The 14,236-nt window shown below is 69.4% G+C and carries 11 protein-coding genes; 5 read left to right on the top strand and 6 right to left on the bottom strand.

Annotation, left to right across the window (positions count from 1 at the left end; all coding sequences use genetic code 11):
* Positions 1–46 precede the first annotated feature (46 nt).
* A complete protein-coding gene (locus QHF84_RS12165) occupies positions 47–556 on the top strand; it encodes a hypothetical protein (RefSeq protein WP_281313418.1) in 510 nt (169 codons plus the stop codon).
* 9 nt (positions 557–565) lie between these two features.
* Here QHF84_RS12165 and QHF84_RS12160 read toward each other — a convergent pair whose 3' ends face one another.
* Together QHF84_RS12160 and QHF84_RS12155 are read right to left on the bottom strand one after the other, a co-directional pair.
* Positions 566–1,750 carry a PAS domain-containing protein gene (locus QHF84_RS12160; RefSeq protein WP_281313417.1) on the bottom strand — a complete coding sequence of 395 codons (1,185 nt, stop codon included), beginning with the start codon at positions 1,748–1,750 and terminating at the stop codon, positions 566–568.
* Between the two features lie 111 nt (positions 1,751–1,861).
* Positions 1,862–3,598 carry an aldehyde dehydrogenase family protein gene (locus tag QHF84_RS12155; protein WP_281313416.1) on the bottom strand — a complete coding sequence of 579 codons (1,737 nt, stop codon included), beginning with the start codon at positions 3,596–3,598 and terminating at the stop codon, positions 1,862–1,864.
* A gap of 156 nt (positions 3,599–3,754) precedes the next feature.
* Between QHF84_RS12155 and QHF84_RS12150 the strand changes: the two genes are divergently transcribed.
* Positions 3,755–4,933: a hypothetical protein gene (locus QHF84_RS12150; protein ID WP_281313415.1), complete on the top strand. Its 1,179-nt coding sequence runs from the start codon at positions 3,755–3,757 to the stop codon at positions 4,931–4,933.
* Positions 4,934–4,943: 10 nt separating this feature from the next.
* On the opposite strand, the gene QHF84_RS12145 is transcribed toward QHF84_RS12150, so the two are convergent.
* From QHF84_RS12145 to QHF84_RS12130, 4 genes are all read right to left on the bottom strand, one after another.
* Positions 4,944–6,404, bottom strand: coding sequence for a hypothetical protein (locus QHF84_RS12145; RefSeq protein WP_281313414.1), 1,461 nt, complete (start codon positions 6,402–6,404; stop codon positions 4,944–4,946).
* A 70-nt stretch (positions 6,405–6,474) separates the two neighbouring features.
* Positions 6,475–7,053 carry a DedA family protein gene (locus tag QHF84_RS12140; protein WP_281313413.1) on the bottom strand — a complete coding sequence of 193 codons (579 nt, stop codon included), beginning with the start codon at positions 7,051–7,053 and terminating at the stop codon, positions 6,475–6,477.
* Positions 7,054–7,076: 23 nt separating this feature from the next.
* Positions 7,077–7,892: a hypothetical protein gene (locus QHF84_RS12135; protein ID WP_281313412.1), complete on the bottom strand. Its 816-nt coding sequence runs from the start codon at positions 7,890–7,892 to the stop codon at positions 7,077–7,079.
* 50 nt (positions 7,893–7,942) lie between these two features.
* On the bottom strand, positions 7,943–8,701 hold the full coding sequence (locus QHF84_RS12130) for an alpha/beta hydrolase-fold protein (protein WP_281313411.1): 759 nt from the start codon (positions 8,699–8,701) through the stop codon (positions 7,943–7,945).
* Positions 8,702–8,820: 119 nt separating this feature from the next.
* On the opposite strand from QHF84_RS12130, the gene QHF84_RS12125 reads away from it, so the two are divergent.
* The 3 genes from QHF84_RS12125 (at position 8,821) to QHF84_RS12115 (ending at position 14,226) form a co-directional block, all read left to right on the top strand.
* Positions 8,821–12,351 carry a nitric oxide synthase oxygenase gene (locus QHF84_RS12125; RefSeq protein ID WP_281313410.1) on the top strand — a complete coding sequence of 1,177 codons (3,531 nt, stop codon included), beginning with the start codon at positions 8,821–8,823 and terminating at the stop codon, positions 12,349–12,351.
* A 230-nt stretch (positions 12,352–12,581) separates the two neighbouring features.
* Positions 12,582–13,439 carry a response regulator gene (locus tag QHF84_RS12120; protein WP_281313409.1) on the top strand — a complete coding sequence of 286 codons (858 nt, stop codon included), beginning with the start codon at positions 12,582–12,584 and terminating at the stop codon, positions 13,437–13,439.
* A 79-nt stretch (positions 13,440–13,518) separates the two neighbouring features.
* Positions 13,519–14,226: a hypothetical protein gene (locus QHF84_RS12115; protein ID WP_281313408.1), complete on the top strand. Its 708-nt coding sequence runs from the start codon at positions 13,519–13,521 to the stop codon at positions 14,224–14,226.
* Positions 14,227–14,236: the final 10 nt, after the last annotated feature.

Genomic DNA, 14,236 nt, shown 5'->3' with positions numbered 1-14,236 from the left:
CGGACGGAACACGAACGTCCGTTCCATTCGACAAGGGGGAAGCACCATGAAACGTACGCTGGGAGCGGCCTTGGCCGTACTCTCGGGCGCCGCCGTCGCGCTCGGCGCCGGCCAGGCGGCAGCCATGAACCTGTCCATCGACGACGCGACGATCAACGATGTCGGCGACCTTTCGCTCGACGTCTCCGAGATCTTCCTGCCCCAGCGCTCCGAGGTCCGTTACATCGGATCCGCCCGCGCGCTGGCCATGTTCGTGTGCGTCAATGAACGAGGCCAGCCCCTCGGCGGCCCGCGCGGCCAGCGCGCCGCGATCATTCCAGTCGACGACGAGCTGGTCGCGCACGCCGATGTCCGCGGCAACGTGCGCGCGACGCTCACGCTGAGCGTCCAGGATCACATCCCCGAAATCGATTGCCCGAGCCGCTCCTACGCGCAGCTCGCCAGCATCCAGTACACGAACATCCTCGTCGAGCGGCCGGGGGCGTTCACCACGGGGCGCAACGTGCTCCGGCATTACATTCCCACGGCGCGGGTGCGCATCGACCGCGGGCGCTAGCGAATCTCGTCAACGCCGCGCGACCGTCGCCCGCGCCGGCACGCGCATGCTGGCGCGGAGCGCGGCGCGCAGGTCCGGCCACGTGCGCGCGCCGCCGAGGTCGGCCGAAAGCGTGACGAGCGCCTGCGCCACCTTCGGCTGCATGCCCGAGAGCGCGCCCTCGGCGCCGAGGAGCTGCACGGCCCGCAGGATCCGCACGATGTGCTCGGCCACGGCCGCGTCGACCTCCTCCACGGCCGTGAGATCGATGATCACGTGCTGGCTCTGTGTCCGCACCACGGTATCGAGCAATCCCTGCATGATCCGCTCGGCGCGTTGATCGTCGAGCACGCCCACCACGGGGAGCGTGATCACGCCGTCCCAGACCTCGATGATCGGAAGCGAGAGGTGCTTGATCTGCTCGTTTTGCTCGGCGATCACGCGGAGCTTTTCTTCGACCTCCTGCTGCGCCCGCACCCGCATCGTCACATCGGTGGCGAACCCTTCGAGCGCGACGAGCTCTCCCGACGCGTCGAAGACGCCGCGCCCGTGCTCCTCGAGCCACCGCTCTTCGCCCGATTTCTTGAAAAGGCGATACTGGAGTCGATAGGACGCGTGCGCCTCGACCGCGGCCTGCACCCCGCTCCACACGCGCTCGCTGTCCTGCGGATGCACGAGGTCGCTCACCGAAGTCGCGCCGTCGCCGACCAGCTCGTCGGGCGTGTACCCGAGCAAATCGATGCAGCCCGCGCTCACGAACTCCATCGTCCACGCCGCGTCGTTCCGGCACCGGTACACCATGCCCGGGAAGTTCGCGAGCAACGTGCCGAGGAACCGCTCTCGCTCCCGCGCCTCCGCCTCCGCGCGCCAAAGCGCCGTCACGTCGTGCGCGACGATGCGAAAGAGTCGATGCTCGGGGAAGGTGACGCCGCGCCATTCGAGCCAGCGGAGCTCGCCTTCGGGCCGCACGAGCGGGAGATCGAAGGTGAGGACGTCCCGCGCCGCCCCGCGCGCGAGCGCCGCCGATACCTCCGCGCGGGCGTCGGGCGCGAAGAGCGCCGTGAGCCCGGCAGCCTGGAGCTCGTCCTCGCTCCGCCCGGCGACCAGGCAAAACGCCGGGTTCGCGCACAAGATCGCGCCGTCGAAATCGATCTCGAGGCAAGGAGCGGACTGGAACCGGAAAAAGCGCTCGGCGCTGGAGTCTCGATGCAGCATCGTCGTGCAAAACGCAGGCGCGTCCGTGATCCATCAGAGCCGCGGGGTCGGCCCGGGTCAAGTCCCACCAGCGCGAAATCGTGCGCAAAGAGAAAACGTGACGGAAAATCGTCAACCACGCAACGCTGCCATTGCGACGGCCGGGATACGGCCCCACCCAGGTCGGGCATAATACCGAAGCAGCCGCTCCGCCGTGACGGCCATATTGCGGTGATCGTAGAAGAAGGGTGGCCGTGGAAACGTCTTCAGCGGGCCCCGGAGCACGGCCTTCTCGATGCGCCCGAGCATGACGGTGTTGTGGACGAAACCGATGCCGCTCTTCACGTCGGCGAGCGTCACGCTCGGATGACCGCCCCACGGGGCCGTGACGGTCCCGTACACGAGCCCGGGCCAGTGATTCACGGCGACCGCGCCATAACGGAGCTCGTCGATGGCGCGCTCCAGCGCGGCGCCGACGACCGGGTCGTCCTCCAGAATGCTCGGACAAACGATCGACGCGGAGAGCGTGCCCCAGAGGGTGTCGTTGCAGAAGCGCGTCGCGGCGGCGAGGAACTCGGCCGGGTCGTCGGAGCCGACCGAGACCTCGCTGACGATGCCGCAGAACGGCTCGGTGGAGAAGAGGGGCTCGCGCGCGTCCTTGGCGTCGAGATCGGTGATCATCGTCCATGGCAAGGTGCCGGGGCTCGCCTCGCCGATGAGACGCACGCGCTCGTGCCCCTTCACGAGCGAGGCGTGGCGCTGCTCCGCGCCCGGATAATACGCCTTCCGTGGGCGGACCTCGCCGAGGGCCTGCTGGAGTTTGTCGAGGAACAGGTCCCGCTGCGCCCAGCCGCGGGCGAGGACGAGCATCTTGGCCGCGTTGCAGTTGAACGAGGCGTTGTTGACGATCTGCGTGGCGACGCTGCGCGCCTGGAACCAGAGCTCGTCCTCGGCGTAGAGGTAAGGCACGACGACGACCGGGCTCACGTTGCCGAGCTCCGAGGTGATGGGCTTCCGGAGGACGGGATCGTTCGCGGCGCGCCGCGTGTCCTGTTCCGGCCCGGGTTTGCCCCACACGATGATGTCGTGCGTGTGCTGCGAGCCCGTGATGTGCACGTGCGAGACCATGCGATGCGACGCCAGGTAGCCGCCGACCTCCGGCCCGCCGTGCACGATCCGGACGAACCCGCGCGAGATCAGGGGCGCGAGCATGTCCTCGAGGATCGGGCCGAGGTAGGCGTTGACCGGGCTCGTCTTGAGGAGGACGACACGGCCCTCGTTGAAGAGGGTGTGCAGCGTATCCATCGGCCCGATGCTCGCGACGTTGCCGGCCCCGAGCACGAGCGAGATGCCGCCCTCGGGATCCGCCTGCCGGTAAAACGTGGCCTGCTCGGCGCGGACGTCGGCGCGGCGCACGCCTCGTTCGAGGTGCACGTCGCAGGTGAACCCGGAGAGCAACGCGCCGTCCGAGCCCCGCATCGGGAAGACGCGGACCTTCGTGCGTCCGTTCTCTTCGCGGACGGCGCGGAAGGGCAGGCGGGGCGCGCCCCGCGTGGCGATCTGGTCGAGGGCGTCGGCGAGCGCGGCGACGTTGCTGGCGATGGTGCAGGGGCCGGCGAGCCACTCCTCGCCGGCGATGGGGGCGGCGGGGTCGATGCCTTTTTCGAGGCAGCTCGCCTGGACCATTCGCAGGGCGGAGGCCTCGACGCGGGGCAGGACCTCCTCGCGCAGGAGCCGGGCCTTGTCCCGCGGGGGCAAACGCGCGAAGGCGCGGGCGTTATCGCCGAGCTCGGCGAGGGCGCGGTCGAGGTCTGCGTGGCTCGGCTCCACGCGGGACAGAGGACGGTCTTCGGCGACGCTGACACTCATGGGGGCCGCGAGGGTAGCCCAGGCGGCGGAGGGATTCGACAGGGGGCTTGGGGGCGGAGCTCCGATCTTGGAGCGGAGCCCCCAAACGTCGAGGACGCGCTGGAGCGTTGCTTGTGTCGTGGCGCGCGGGCCGCGGCTCCGGTACATTCGCAGACGATGGCACTTCGTTCTTCGCCCTGGATCTTGCTCGCCGCGGCCGCGACGGCGCTCAGCGTGACCGCGGCCGCGTCGGCGCAGCAGCCGGCCCCCACCACGCCGGCCCCGACCGCGCTCCCGCCCCCGCCGCCTCCGCCGCAGCAGGGACAACCGCCGCAGCAGGGTACGCCGCCGGCGCAGGGACAGGCGCCGCAACAGGGCGCGCCGCAGCAAGGACAACCGCCGCAGGGCACGCCGCCGCAGCAGCCAGTGTATCCCCCGCAGCAGCCGGGGTATCCTCCGCAGCAACCGGGATATCCGCAACAATATCCCCAAGGGTATCCGCAGCAACAGCCAGGCTACCCGCAGCAGCAACCGGGATATCCGCAACAATATCCCCAAGGGTATCCGCAGCAACAGCCGGGCTACCCGCAGCAGCAGCCAGGTTATCCGCAGCAGCAGCCGGGTTATCCGCAGCAGCAGCCGGGTTATCCGCAGCAGCAGCCGGGTTACCCGCAGCAGCAGCCGGGATATCCGCAGCAGGGGGGTTATCCTCAGGGGTACCCGCAAGGTTATCCGCAGGGCTATCCGCAAGGTTATCCGCCGCCGGCCGGGTATCCCAACGCGGCGGGCACGGGCGCGGGCCCGACCCCGCCGCCCCCGCCGCCACCCCCGAAATGCTGTCGCTGGTCGGCGCGCGTGAACCCGTTCGATTTGCTCTTCCGGCGCCTGAGCTTCGAGGCCGAGGTGGCCGTGTGGGGCCCGATCGCGCTGCAAATCTCGCCGACGTGGATCTGGGGTTCGCCGACGGAAAACCTCGACGCGAGCGGCTGGGCGCTCGCCGGCAACGTCGGCGTGTATTTCGAGGGCAAGGCGCTGCGCGGCTTCTGGCTCAAGGGCCACGTCGGCTACGAGAGCTTCGACGCGACCGTGACACACCCGCAGCTCACGAACGTCAGCGCGACGCAAAACGTGAGCTCGATGATCCTGGGCGGCATGATCGGCAACACCACGGTGTTCACGCGCGACGGCGGATTCTCGCTGTCCGGCGGCATCGGCATCGGCGTGGCGCTGGCGGACCCGGTCACGGTGATCGCGGAGTCGAAGGATCCACGCTTTCCGAGCGTGGGCGTGACGTTTTACGACAAGGAAGGCGCGATACAGATCCTGGGGACGTTCGGGCTCGGCGTGACCTTCTGAAGGGCCAAACTCATTTCGTCTTGAACCGCAGGACCCCGTCGGGCACGAGCAAGGCGGGGTTCGCCGCGGTGTTCGCGCTGGGCTCGAGGTAGGCGCGGAACGCGATGGCCGCGATGGTGCCCGGCGCGATGCCGTTCGGGCACGGCGCGTCCGGGACCTCGAGGCAGAACGCCTCGCCATTGCAGGCCCGGGCGATCTTGTAAGCGTAGAGCTTGTCCACGAGCGGGTGGTTCGGCAGGTACTTCTTGGCGCTGCCTTTCCAGCTCTTGCTCGAGACGCCGGCGACCCCGACGAGGTGCTGGAGCGCGTACACGCTCGCATTCGCGTACGTCGCTTTGCCGGTCTGCGAATGGTCGACGCCGTGGACGATGATGAAGTCCTTCGCGTTCACGGGCCAGAGGAAAGGCCCCGTGGCCGGATAGATCGTGTCGCGATTGTCGCCGGCGCAGCTCTTCTCCCCGGCGATGCAGGCATACGGATCGGGCGTCCCTTCCGTCATGGTCTCGATCGTCGCGTCGTGGGTGCCCGCGTACGCCGCGATGATCGCCTGCTCGAGCTCGGCGGCGGCCGCAGCGTAGGTCGGGTTCTCGTCGTTCATCGTGTCCTTGGGTCGGGGCGTGGCTTTCCCATAAAGCTCGGCCGCGGCGGGCGGCGTGGACGGGGTCAATCGATAAAGCTTCACCGGCGGCGCCTTCAGCCAGGCGTCTCCGGCGGCCTCGTCCTCGTAAATCGCGGAGCGGAAGAGGACGCCGAACGTATCGTCGGTCTCCTCGAGCCCGAGGCGCGTGCTCACGGAATCGATGGGCGCGACGTTCACGGCCGAGGCGGGGATGCCGGACGCGACAGCCGCCTTCTTCACGCGCTCGGCGATGGTGGCATCGGGCGTGTGCACGACGAGCGCGCGGCGGCCGTACTTGACGCCGTCCATGGGCCCGTCGACGCCGATCACGCCGATGTTGAGCGTCTCGGCGAGGCTCGCGAAGACCGGGGTGCGCGTATTCGTGCCGGTGCCGTCGTCGCGGGCCATGAGGTAATCGGTGAACCCGAAGTAAGCGACCGGCGGCGGTGTCTCGCCGAGCCAAACCACGGCCTCGTCGGCGCGGAGGCGGTAGGTATTGGCGAGGCCGTCCGCGTCCTCGTCGGGATTCGGCGTGGTTTGCCCGGGAGCACGAGGGAGGTAATAAGCGGCATAAGGGCTCGAAGGATTGTTTCCGGCGCAGGATTTGCCCTCGTCGCAGCAAGTGGAGAGGTCGAGGAGCTTGAACTTTCCTTCGCCCACGGAGAAGCCGTCGGCCTCGAGCGCCTCGACGAAATCGACGGTCGCGCCGCCGGCGCCGCCTTGGCCGGAGCCACCCGAGCCGCCTTGGTTTTGGCCGCCGGCGCCGCCCGAGCCCCCGGGCGTGCCGGAGCCGGAGGAGCCGCAGGCGGCGAGGGTGAAGCCGAGGAAAAGGAGAGGGAGGTGCCTTGTCATGGCGGTTTCGTCACCCGAGAGGGGTGAAAGGTTAAAAGCGCGAGCGCTCGTCGGCGCTTCCCGCCCCGCCTCACCGCCCCCGCGGCCCCGCCTGCCTCCTCTGCACCCGCTCCCGCAGCAGATTGAACCCGAAGATCGAGAGGGCCGCGAGCACCGCGCCCATCGCCAGCCGCTCGTCCCACGCGCGGATCTCCCCCCGCAGAGCCTCGATGGCTTGTCCGAACAGGTACCCGAGCCCCGTGACGATCACGGCCCACACGGCCGCCGCGATCACGTTCAGCACGACGAAACGGGCCATCGGAATGCGGCTCAGGGAGATCGCGACCGGCGCCACGTTGCGCAATCCATAAATGAAGCGGAATCCCAGAATGAAGAGCACCGGGTGACGCTCGAGGAGCGCCGTCGCCCGCGCGACGTGCGGCACGAGCTTCGGGCGACGATCGACGAAGGATCGCCCATAATGCCTGCCGAGCAAGTACGCGACCTGGTCCCCCAGGACGGACCCGACGAACGCCAACAGCACGACGAGCGAATACCGGAGATGCCGCTGGTGGGCCGCGAAGCCCCCGAGGATCGCCACGGTCTCCCCCTCGAAGAACGTGCCGATCAGCACGGCGACGTACCCGTACGTCTCGATCAGATGTTGCACGTCCCCCCCTTTGCGTCACCCGCTCAAAACACGATGCGCCCCATTTGAAGCCGCACGCCCGCCGATTTCGGCGTCGCCTGTACGAGCTTGATCTCCGTCTTGTTCAAGAGGACGAGCGTGATCCCCGTGGCTACCATGGCCGCGCCCACGCCGAGCGTGACGAAGCCGCCCGTCGTGAGGGATTTGTTTTCCCCCTGGGTCACCTTTCCCTCGCTGTTCAGCGTCGCGCCATCGGCGCTGTAACCAATGCCGAGCATGATCGCGCCGCCGAGGACGGCCGCGCCGCCGAAGCCGCCGAAAAGAAAGCCGAGCTGCCGGCCGAGGAAGCTCCCGCCGTCGACGTGCGCCACGACGTCGCCGCCCACGTTCGAAAGGAGAAACCCACGCGACGGCACCATTCCGTCGGCGCCGAAGAAAAAGACCTGATCTTTGCGGCCGTCCACGATGCGGTCGCAAGGCGCCTCGCACGCCGTCCGCACGAAAATCCCCTCGCCCGCCCGGTCCGAGACCACCCCCGAGATTCGCAGGAGCTTCACCCCCGGCCGATCCGCCTCGATGTGAATCCGCGGCGTGCCTTTCCCCGGCGCCTCTGCCGCCTCTTTCGCCGGCTCGGCAGCGGGCGGCGCAGCAAGCGGCGGCTCCTCGGGTTTGGCAATGCCGGACGGCGGCGCCGTGGGCTCGGCGGCCTCGGGCACCTTCGGCGACTCCTTGTCCTGGCCCGGCGCGGGCGGCGTGGGCGGGACCGCAGGTGCATCGGGCGGGCCCGGGATGGCCTGGGCAAATGCAGACGGCGCGAAGGCAAGGGCGACGAGGACGGAGGCGACGCAGGCTGAGCGCATGAGGCTCTCCGATACTGGCGAAACGTGCCTCCGGCAAGGGGAAATACGCATCAGCGCCGCCACTTCCGGCCGAACAGGAATCGAATCGCGCCGGGCGCTCGCCGCCGCCAGTGCTTTTCGTTGTGGGCGCCGCGCTTTGCCGCGACGAACTTGAGCGAATGGGGATCATAGCCCCGCTCGACGAACTTGTACGCGAGGCGCTCGGCCGCCCGCAAGAGGCCGCCGCCCGCCTCCAGCGCGCCCGCGTCGAGGTAAATGCGCGAGACACGCGGGCGCGGCTGGGATTCGATCCAGTCGAAGAGCGCGCCGCGCCCGATCTGCAGCGACGGCGACATGCTCATCGCCAGGCCGAACCGATCGGGCGCGCGCAGGTGCACGTAAAGCGCGGCGAGCCCGCCCATCGAGGAGCCGCCGACGCCCGTGTCGGCGGGATCCGTGGATACCCCGAAATGATGTTCGATATGGGGTCCGAGCCCGCCCCGCATCCAGTCGAGCAAGAGCTCGAGCCTCCCCGGACCACTCTTCGTGGGGAACGGCGAGAGCTCGTCGATGCGCTCGTGCCCGCCGTGGTCGATGCCCACGATCACGGGCACGCGCTCGCCGCGCGCCGCGAGCCGCGCCCCCACGGCGTGCAGGTGCCAGCCGCCGGCGAACGAGGGTTCGTCGTGGAAGAGGTTCTGCCCATCGAAAAGGTAGAGCACGGGTGGCTTCGCGGGCGACCGTCGCGGCGGGACGTACACACGCACGTGGCGCGCCGAAAAGCCGGGGACGTGAAACGGGCCGAGGAGATGCACGGTGGGTTCGGACATGAGGTAGTCGAGATCGCGCGAACAGGACACACTCGCGCCGCGCGAGCGCGCGGTGTTGTCCCACATTTTCGGCGGTCTTGCGAGGCCGCGCGCATGGATGGTAAGGGACGTACCCGATAATGACGCACGAAATCGAAGGCTTGATCCGCGGGGCCGGCCTGCTCGAAGGCCTCGGGCAGGACGCGACGAACAGCCTGCTCGAGCGGATCGTCGTCCAGCGGTACGAATCCGGCGCGCAGATCGTGCGGGAGGGTGAAATCGGGGACGCGGCCTTCGTCCTGGTCGAGGGCATTTGCCAGGTCTTCGGCGCGCGGCCGGGCGGCGGCGTGATCCGCCTGGCGCGCCTCGAACCGGGCGCGCTCTTCGGCGAGCAGGCCCTGCTCGGCCGCGCGGGCGGGCGAAGGGCGGCCACCGTGCGCGCGACGGGCCCGGTCGCCGTGGCCCGCATCGCCGCCCAGGATTTCCGCAATGCCCTGCCGCCCGAGCATCCCCGCCGCGAGGCCCTCGTGCGCCTCGGCGAGGAGCAGCTCCGCGACCGGCTCGTGCAGCAATCGAGCCTCTTCCGGGCGCTACGTGAGCTTGGGGGATCCGACGGCCCCGAAAACGACGGCCTCGGCGCCACGCTGGTCACGTACGAGCGCGGCGAGGCGCTTTTTTATCAGGGCGAGCCGGCCGACGCGGTGTACGTCGTCATCTCCGGCGCCGTCGGCGTGTACGTCGAAAAGGGCGGGCGCCCGCAGCTCCTCTCGCGCATCGAGGCCGGCCATTGCGTCGGCGAGCGAGGCCTTTTGCGCCGCGAGGCCCGCGCGGCCACGGCCCTCGCCGACGAGCCGGTCACGGCCTTCCGCGTCCCCGGCGATCGATTCCTCGCGATCCTCGAACGATCCGCCGAGCTGCGGGAGTATTTCGACAGCCTGGAGAGCGTGTACGAGCTGCCCCACCGCGGCTTCGTCACCATCTTCGCGGGCCGGTTCCTGGGCAAACCCTGCATCACCTCGTTGTATCACCTGCCGCGCGGCCGCCACGCCGTCGCCTCGCACGTCCCGGGCGAGGAGCTGCACCACCTCACCGTCAGCGAGCCGGGGCTCGAAGGCCCGCCCGACGAGCGCGGCAAATATCGATTCGTCGACGCGCGCCGCGGCCTCGAACGCGAAATCGTGGTCACGCCCGACGACGGCCGCATCCTCTCGTTCACCGCCCGCGGCGATTGGGTGGATCTGCCGAAGCTCTTCGCGCTCGCCCTCGAAGGCGGCTCGCTCTCGCCGTGGCAATGCGCCGCGTTCACCGAGACGGGCTCCATCGACCTCGAATCGCCGCCCTCGCTGCGCCCCGACGACGAGATCGTCTGCACCTGCATGCGCGTGCGCCGGCGCGACCTCCGCCGCGCCATCCTCGACGGCTGCAATACGCCCGAAGCGATCCGCGACCGCACCCGCGCCGGCAGCGCGTGCGGCGCGTGCCTGCCCCGCATTGCCGACATGCTCGGCAAGAGCGCCTGGACCTCGGCCGAGATCGTCTCCGCCATCGACGTTTGTCCAGGCGTACGCGCCTTCCGCCTCGTCCCGCGCGAAGGCGGGGTCCTCCCGGCCGAGCCGGGCCAGCACATCGTCATCCAGGCCGAGATCGACGGCCGCTTCATCGAGCGGCCCTATACACTCTCGGCGCCCACGTCGGGCGGCCATTACGAGATCACGGTCAAACGCCTCCCGGGCGGCGTGTTCTCCACCTGGCTCTTCGAGCGCCGCGCCGAGGACGCGCTCATCCGCGTCTCCGCGCCCGGCGGCCATTTCACGATGCCGCCGAACAATCGCCCGGTCGTCTATCTCGTCGCCGGCATCGGCGTGACGCCCGCCATCGCCGCGTGCCGCGCCATCCGCGAGATTGGCAGCACCCGCCGCGTCCATGTCGATTATTCGGCGCACAGCCCCGCCTCGGCCCCTTATGCCGACGAGCTCCACGCGCTCGCCGCCGCGTGCCCGAACGTCACGGCGCGTATTCGATTCACCGAGGTCTGGGGCCGGCTCGGCGCCGCCGAGGTCGCCTCGCTCGTCGACGCCCATCCCGACGCCGAATGGTTCCTCTGCGGCCCGATCCCCTACCTCCGCGCGATGAGCAAGCTCCTGCTCGAACAGGGCGTCCTCGATACGCACCTCCACATCGAGGAGTTCGTCGCGGGCGGCGTCGTCGTCGCGCAGCCCGGCCGCAGGCCCTCCTTGCTCGCGCCTGCCACGATCGTGCCCCCCGTGCACGTGCCGCCGTTGCACCTGCCGCCTTCATTTCCCGCGAGCCTGCTCCCGAAACCCCCGCCGGCCGTCAACATCTCCTATACGCCGGGCTCCTCCACGCCGCCCGCCGCGCCGCCTCCCTCCACGCCGCCGAGCGCCCCTGCGCCGCACGCACCGGGCACCGTCCCTCCGCCCTCGTCCGCGCCCGCCTCCACGCCGTCTCCGTCCTCCAAATCGCGCACGGACGGCGTTTGTCCCTTCGCCCACGGCACCCACCGCGAGGACGGTCTTGGCGTCATTCCGCCGATCGTCGCCGGGCAGGACACGAGCGTCGCCGAGGAAGCGCGGGCCTATCTCGCTCAATTTTATCGCGAAAAGGGCGCGCCGCGGGCCTTCGAGGTGCGATGGGCCCAGGTCTCCGCTGAACTCGAACGCTCAGGCTCCTATGTCCAGACCTACGACGAGCTCTCTTTCGGCGCGAAGCTCGCCTGGCGCAACTCCACCCGCTGCATCGGGCGCCTCTTCTGGAACGGGCTCGAAGTGCGCGACATGCGCCATCTCACGGACGAAGACGAGATCCTCTCGGCCCTCGTCGAGCACATCGAGCTCGCCACGCACGGCGGCAATCTGCGCGCCATGATGACCGTGCTCGCCCCCGCGAACCGCGCCGGCGAGGGCCCACGCATCTGGAACGGCCAACTCCTGCGATATGCGGGCTACACGAACCCGGACGGCACGGTCACGGGTGATCCGATGAACATCGAGCTCACCACGAAGGCGCTCGATCTCGGCTGGAAAGGCGGCCCGCGCACGCGCTTCGACCTGCTCCCGCTCATCGTGAAACTCCCCGGCCGCGAGCCGCGCTGGATGGAGATCCCGCGGCGCGTCGTGCGCGAGGTGCCGCTCGTGCACCCCGATCTCCCCTGGTTCGCCTCGCTCGGGCTCCGCTGGTACGCGCTTCCGGCCGTCTCGGAGCTCCTGCTCGACATCGGCGGCGTGAAGTATCCGGCCGCGCCTTTCAACGGCTGGTACATGGCGACCGAGATCGGCGCGCGCAACTTCAGCGATCCCTATCGCTACAACATGCTCCCCGCGATCGCCGAGCGGCTCGGCCTCGACACGCAGCGCGCCTCTTCGCTCTGGCGCGACCGCGCGCAGGTCGAGCTCACGCGGGCCGTCGTTCACTCGTTCGAGCGCGCGGGCGTCAAGATCGTCGACCACCACACGGCCGCCGAGGACTTCGTGCAGTTTGCCCAGGTCGAGCAGGGCCAGGGCCGCTGCGTGCACATGCGCTGGAGCTGGATCGTCCCGCCCATCGGCGGCAGCGCGACGTCGGTGTTCCACATGGATGAAGACCACCACCCCGACGTCATGCTCAAGCCGAACCTCTTCTATCAGCCGAAACCGTGGGCGCCGCCCGCGTGATCCCAGCCATTCCGGGCACGGCCGTCTGCCTGGGACATGCTCCATCCCACCAGCATCACCTTCGCAGCAGCAGCATTTCGCCGCAGGCGGGGGTTACCCTACGTAATTGTCAATGGAATGGCGTAGGTTTTGTGACCATTGTTTCGTAGACGTGTCGAGACAGACTATGCAAAGGGCAAAAACCATGTAGGCTCCTTGCTGGGGTACGATTCACCGGGAGGTCCGCGTCAATGGCTCCGCACGTCCTTCTCGTCGATGACAGCACCACGGTTCGCATGGTCATCGCGGCGGAGCTCCGCGAGGCCGGTTTCCGCGTCACGCCCGTCCCCACGCTGGACGCCGCGCGCCGCGCGTTCGCGCAGTACCGCGAGCGCGACCCGTTCCACCTCGCCATCCTCGACGTGCTCCTGCCCGACGGCGACGGGATCGACCTGCTCCGCGAGATTCGTCGAGATCCGGCGCTCGAACGCCTGCCGGTCATGATCCTTTCGAGCGACGCGCGGTTTGGATCGCGACTGCGGGGCCTTGGCGTGGGCGCCGACGATTTCGTGGGCAAACCCCACTCGAAATCGTTCCTCGTGAGCCGCGCCCACGTCCTCACGGGCAACCCGCAGACGGAGACGGCCCCGCGCGCCTTTCGTGTGCTCCTCGTCGACGCCGACGCCGGCTTGCGAGAGGCGCTCGAGAAAGTCCTCCGCGTCGGGCACGGTTGCGACGTCGTTTCGCTGGAGAGCGTCGATCAGGCCGCGCAATTCCTCGACCTCGAAGGCGCGGGCGTCGACGGCGCCGTGGTCGACCGGCGGTGTTTCCTGCGCGTGCTCGGCCTCCTCCGGTCGAAGCAGCCGAACGGGGTGCCCATGATCGTGCTCGACGATTCGCCCTCGGCCACCTGGCCGCCCGTGGCGGCGGCAAAGCGCAACACGGCCGTCGCCTCCGCGCTGGTCATGCCTCGCACGATCGGGCCGAGCACCGTGGCCGAGGTCATGATGTGCAGGCTGGTCGAGGAAGCACCGCCATCGGTATCATCGAGCAGCAAAATTCCGATCGCCACCATTGACGCCGTGCGTCGACTCGCGCGGGGCGCCTGAGCCATTCGTGGGTTCACCCGCACCGAAATGACAGAAAGCTGAAACTCGTGGGCGGAGGTGGCGGGTAGCCTTCGTTGCCTTGTCCAAGTCCACCGTCGATCCGACCGCGCTCGACCTCGAGCTTCCTGCGGTGCCTTTTCCCTCGGTGCCGGCGCCGGCGCCCATGCCGCCCGCTCGGCCCGAGAACTGGACGCGCAGCCTCTTCCACATCGCCTCGGCGCTGGCCGCGCTCGTCATGCTCCGCGTCGCGCCGAGCCGTGGATGGCTGATCGCCGCGAGCGGATCGCTGGCCGCGTGGGCCTGGTCTTGCGAGATCGCCCGCCGCCTGAGCCCGGCCGTCAACGAGCGGCTCATGCGTTTCTTCTCGCGCGTCGCCCACCCGATGGAGCGGCACCGGGTCAACTCGTCCACCTGGTACCTCACGGCCCTGGTCGGCCTCTCGATCTTCGCGCCCTTCCAGGCAGCCGAGCTCGGCGTCGTGGTCCTCGGCCTCGCCGACCCGGCGGCGGGCTTCATCGGCCGGCGCATCGGGCGCACGAAGATCCTCGCGAACCGCTCGCTCGAGGGCACGCTCGGCTTCTTTGCGGTCGGAACGCTCGCCGCGCTCGCGACGCTCGCCGCCTTCCACGGCCTGCCGCTCCCGGCGATGCTGCTCATCGCCTCGGCGGGCGCGGCCGCGGGCGCGATCGCCGAGCTCGTCTCCTCGCGCCTCGACGACAACTTCACCATCCCCGTCACGGTCGCGATCGCCGCCTCCATCGCAGGCGCGTTCGTCCCAGCGTCCTGATCTATCCTGG

The sequence above is a fragment of the Polyangium sp. y55x31 genome (assembly GCF_029946505.1).
GTDB lineage: Bacteria > Myxococcota_A > Polyangia > Polyangiales > Polyangiaceae > Polyangium.
The sequence above is the reverse complement of the archived record's forward strand: the minus strand, read 5'-3'. Positions and strand labels throughout refer to the sequence as shown.

What these genes read in the sequence shown, in the direction of transcription:
- QHF84_RS12165 (WP_281313418.1), top strand. Translation starts at nt 47, where the DNA reads ATGAAACGTACGCTGGGAGCGGCCTTGGCCGTACTCTCGGGCGCCGCC.
- QHF84_RS12160 (WP_281313417.1), bottom strand. Translation starts at nt 1,750, where the DNA reads ATGCTGCATCGAGACTCCAGCGCCGAGCGCTTTTTCCGGTTCCAGTCC.
- QHF84_RS12155 (WP_281313416.1), bottom strand. Translation starts at nt 3,598, where the DNA reads ATGAGTGTCAGCGTCGCCGAAGACCGTCCTCTGTCCCGCGTGGAGCCG.
- QHF84_RS12150 (WP_281313415.1), top strand. Translation starts at nt 3,755, where the DNA reads ATGGCACTTCGTTCTTCGCCCTGGATCTTGCTCGCCGCGGCCGCGACG.
- QHF84_RS12145 (WP_281313414.1), bottom strand. Translation starts at nt 6,404, where the DNA reads ATGACAAGGCACCTCCCTCTCCTTTTCCTCGGCTTCACCCTCGCCGCC.
- QHF84_RS12135 (WP_281313412.1), bottom strand. Translation starts at nt 7,892, where the DNA reads ATGCGCTCAGCCTGCGTCGCCTCCGTCCTCGTCGCCCTTGCCTTCGCG.
- QHF84_RS12130 (WP_281313411.1), bottom strand. Translation starts at nt 8,701, where the DNA reads ATGTCCGAACCCACCGTGCATCTCCTCGGCCCGTTTCACGTCCCCGGC.
- QHF84_RS12125 (WP_281313410.1), top strand. Translation starts at nt 8,821, where the DNA reads ATGACGCACGAAATCGAAGGCTTGATCCGCGGGGCCGGCCTGCTCGAA.
- QHF84_RS12120 (WP_281313409.1), top strand. Translation starts at nt 12,582, where the DNA reads ATGGCTCCGCACGTCCTTCTCGTCGATGACAGCACCACGGTTCGCATG.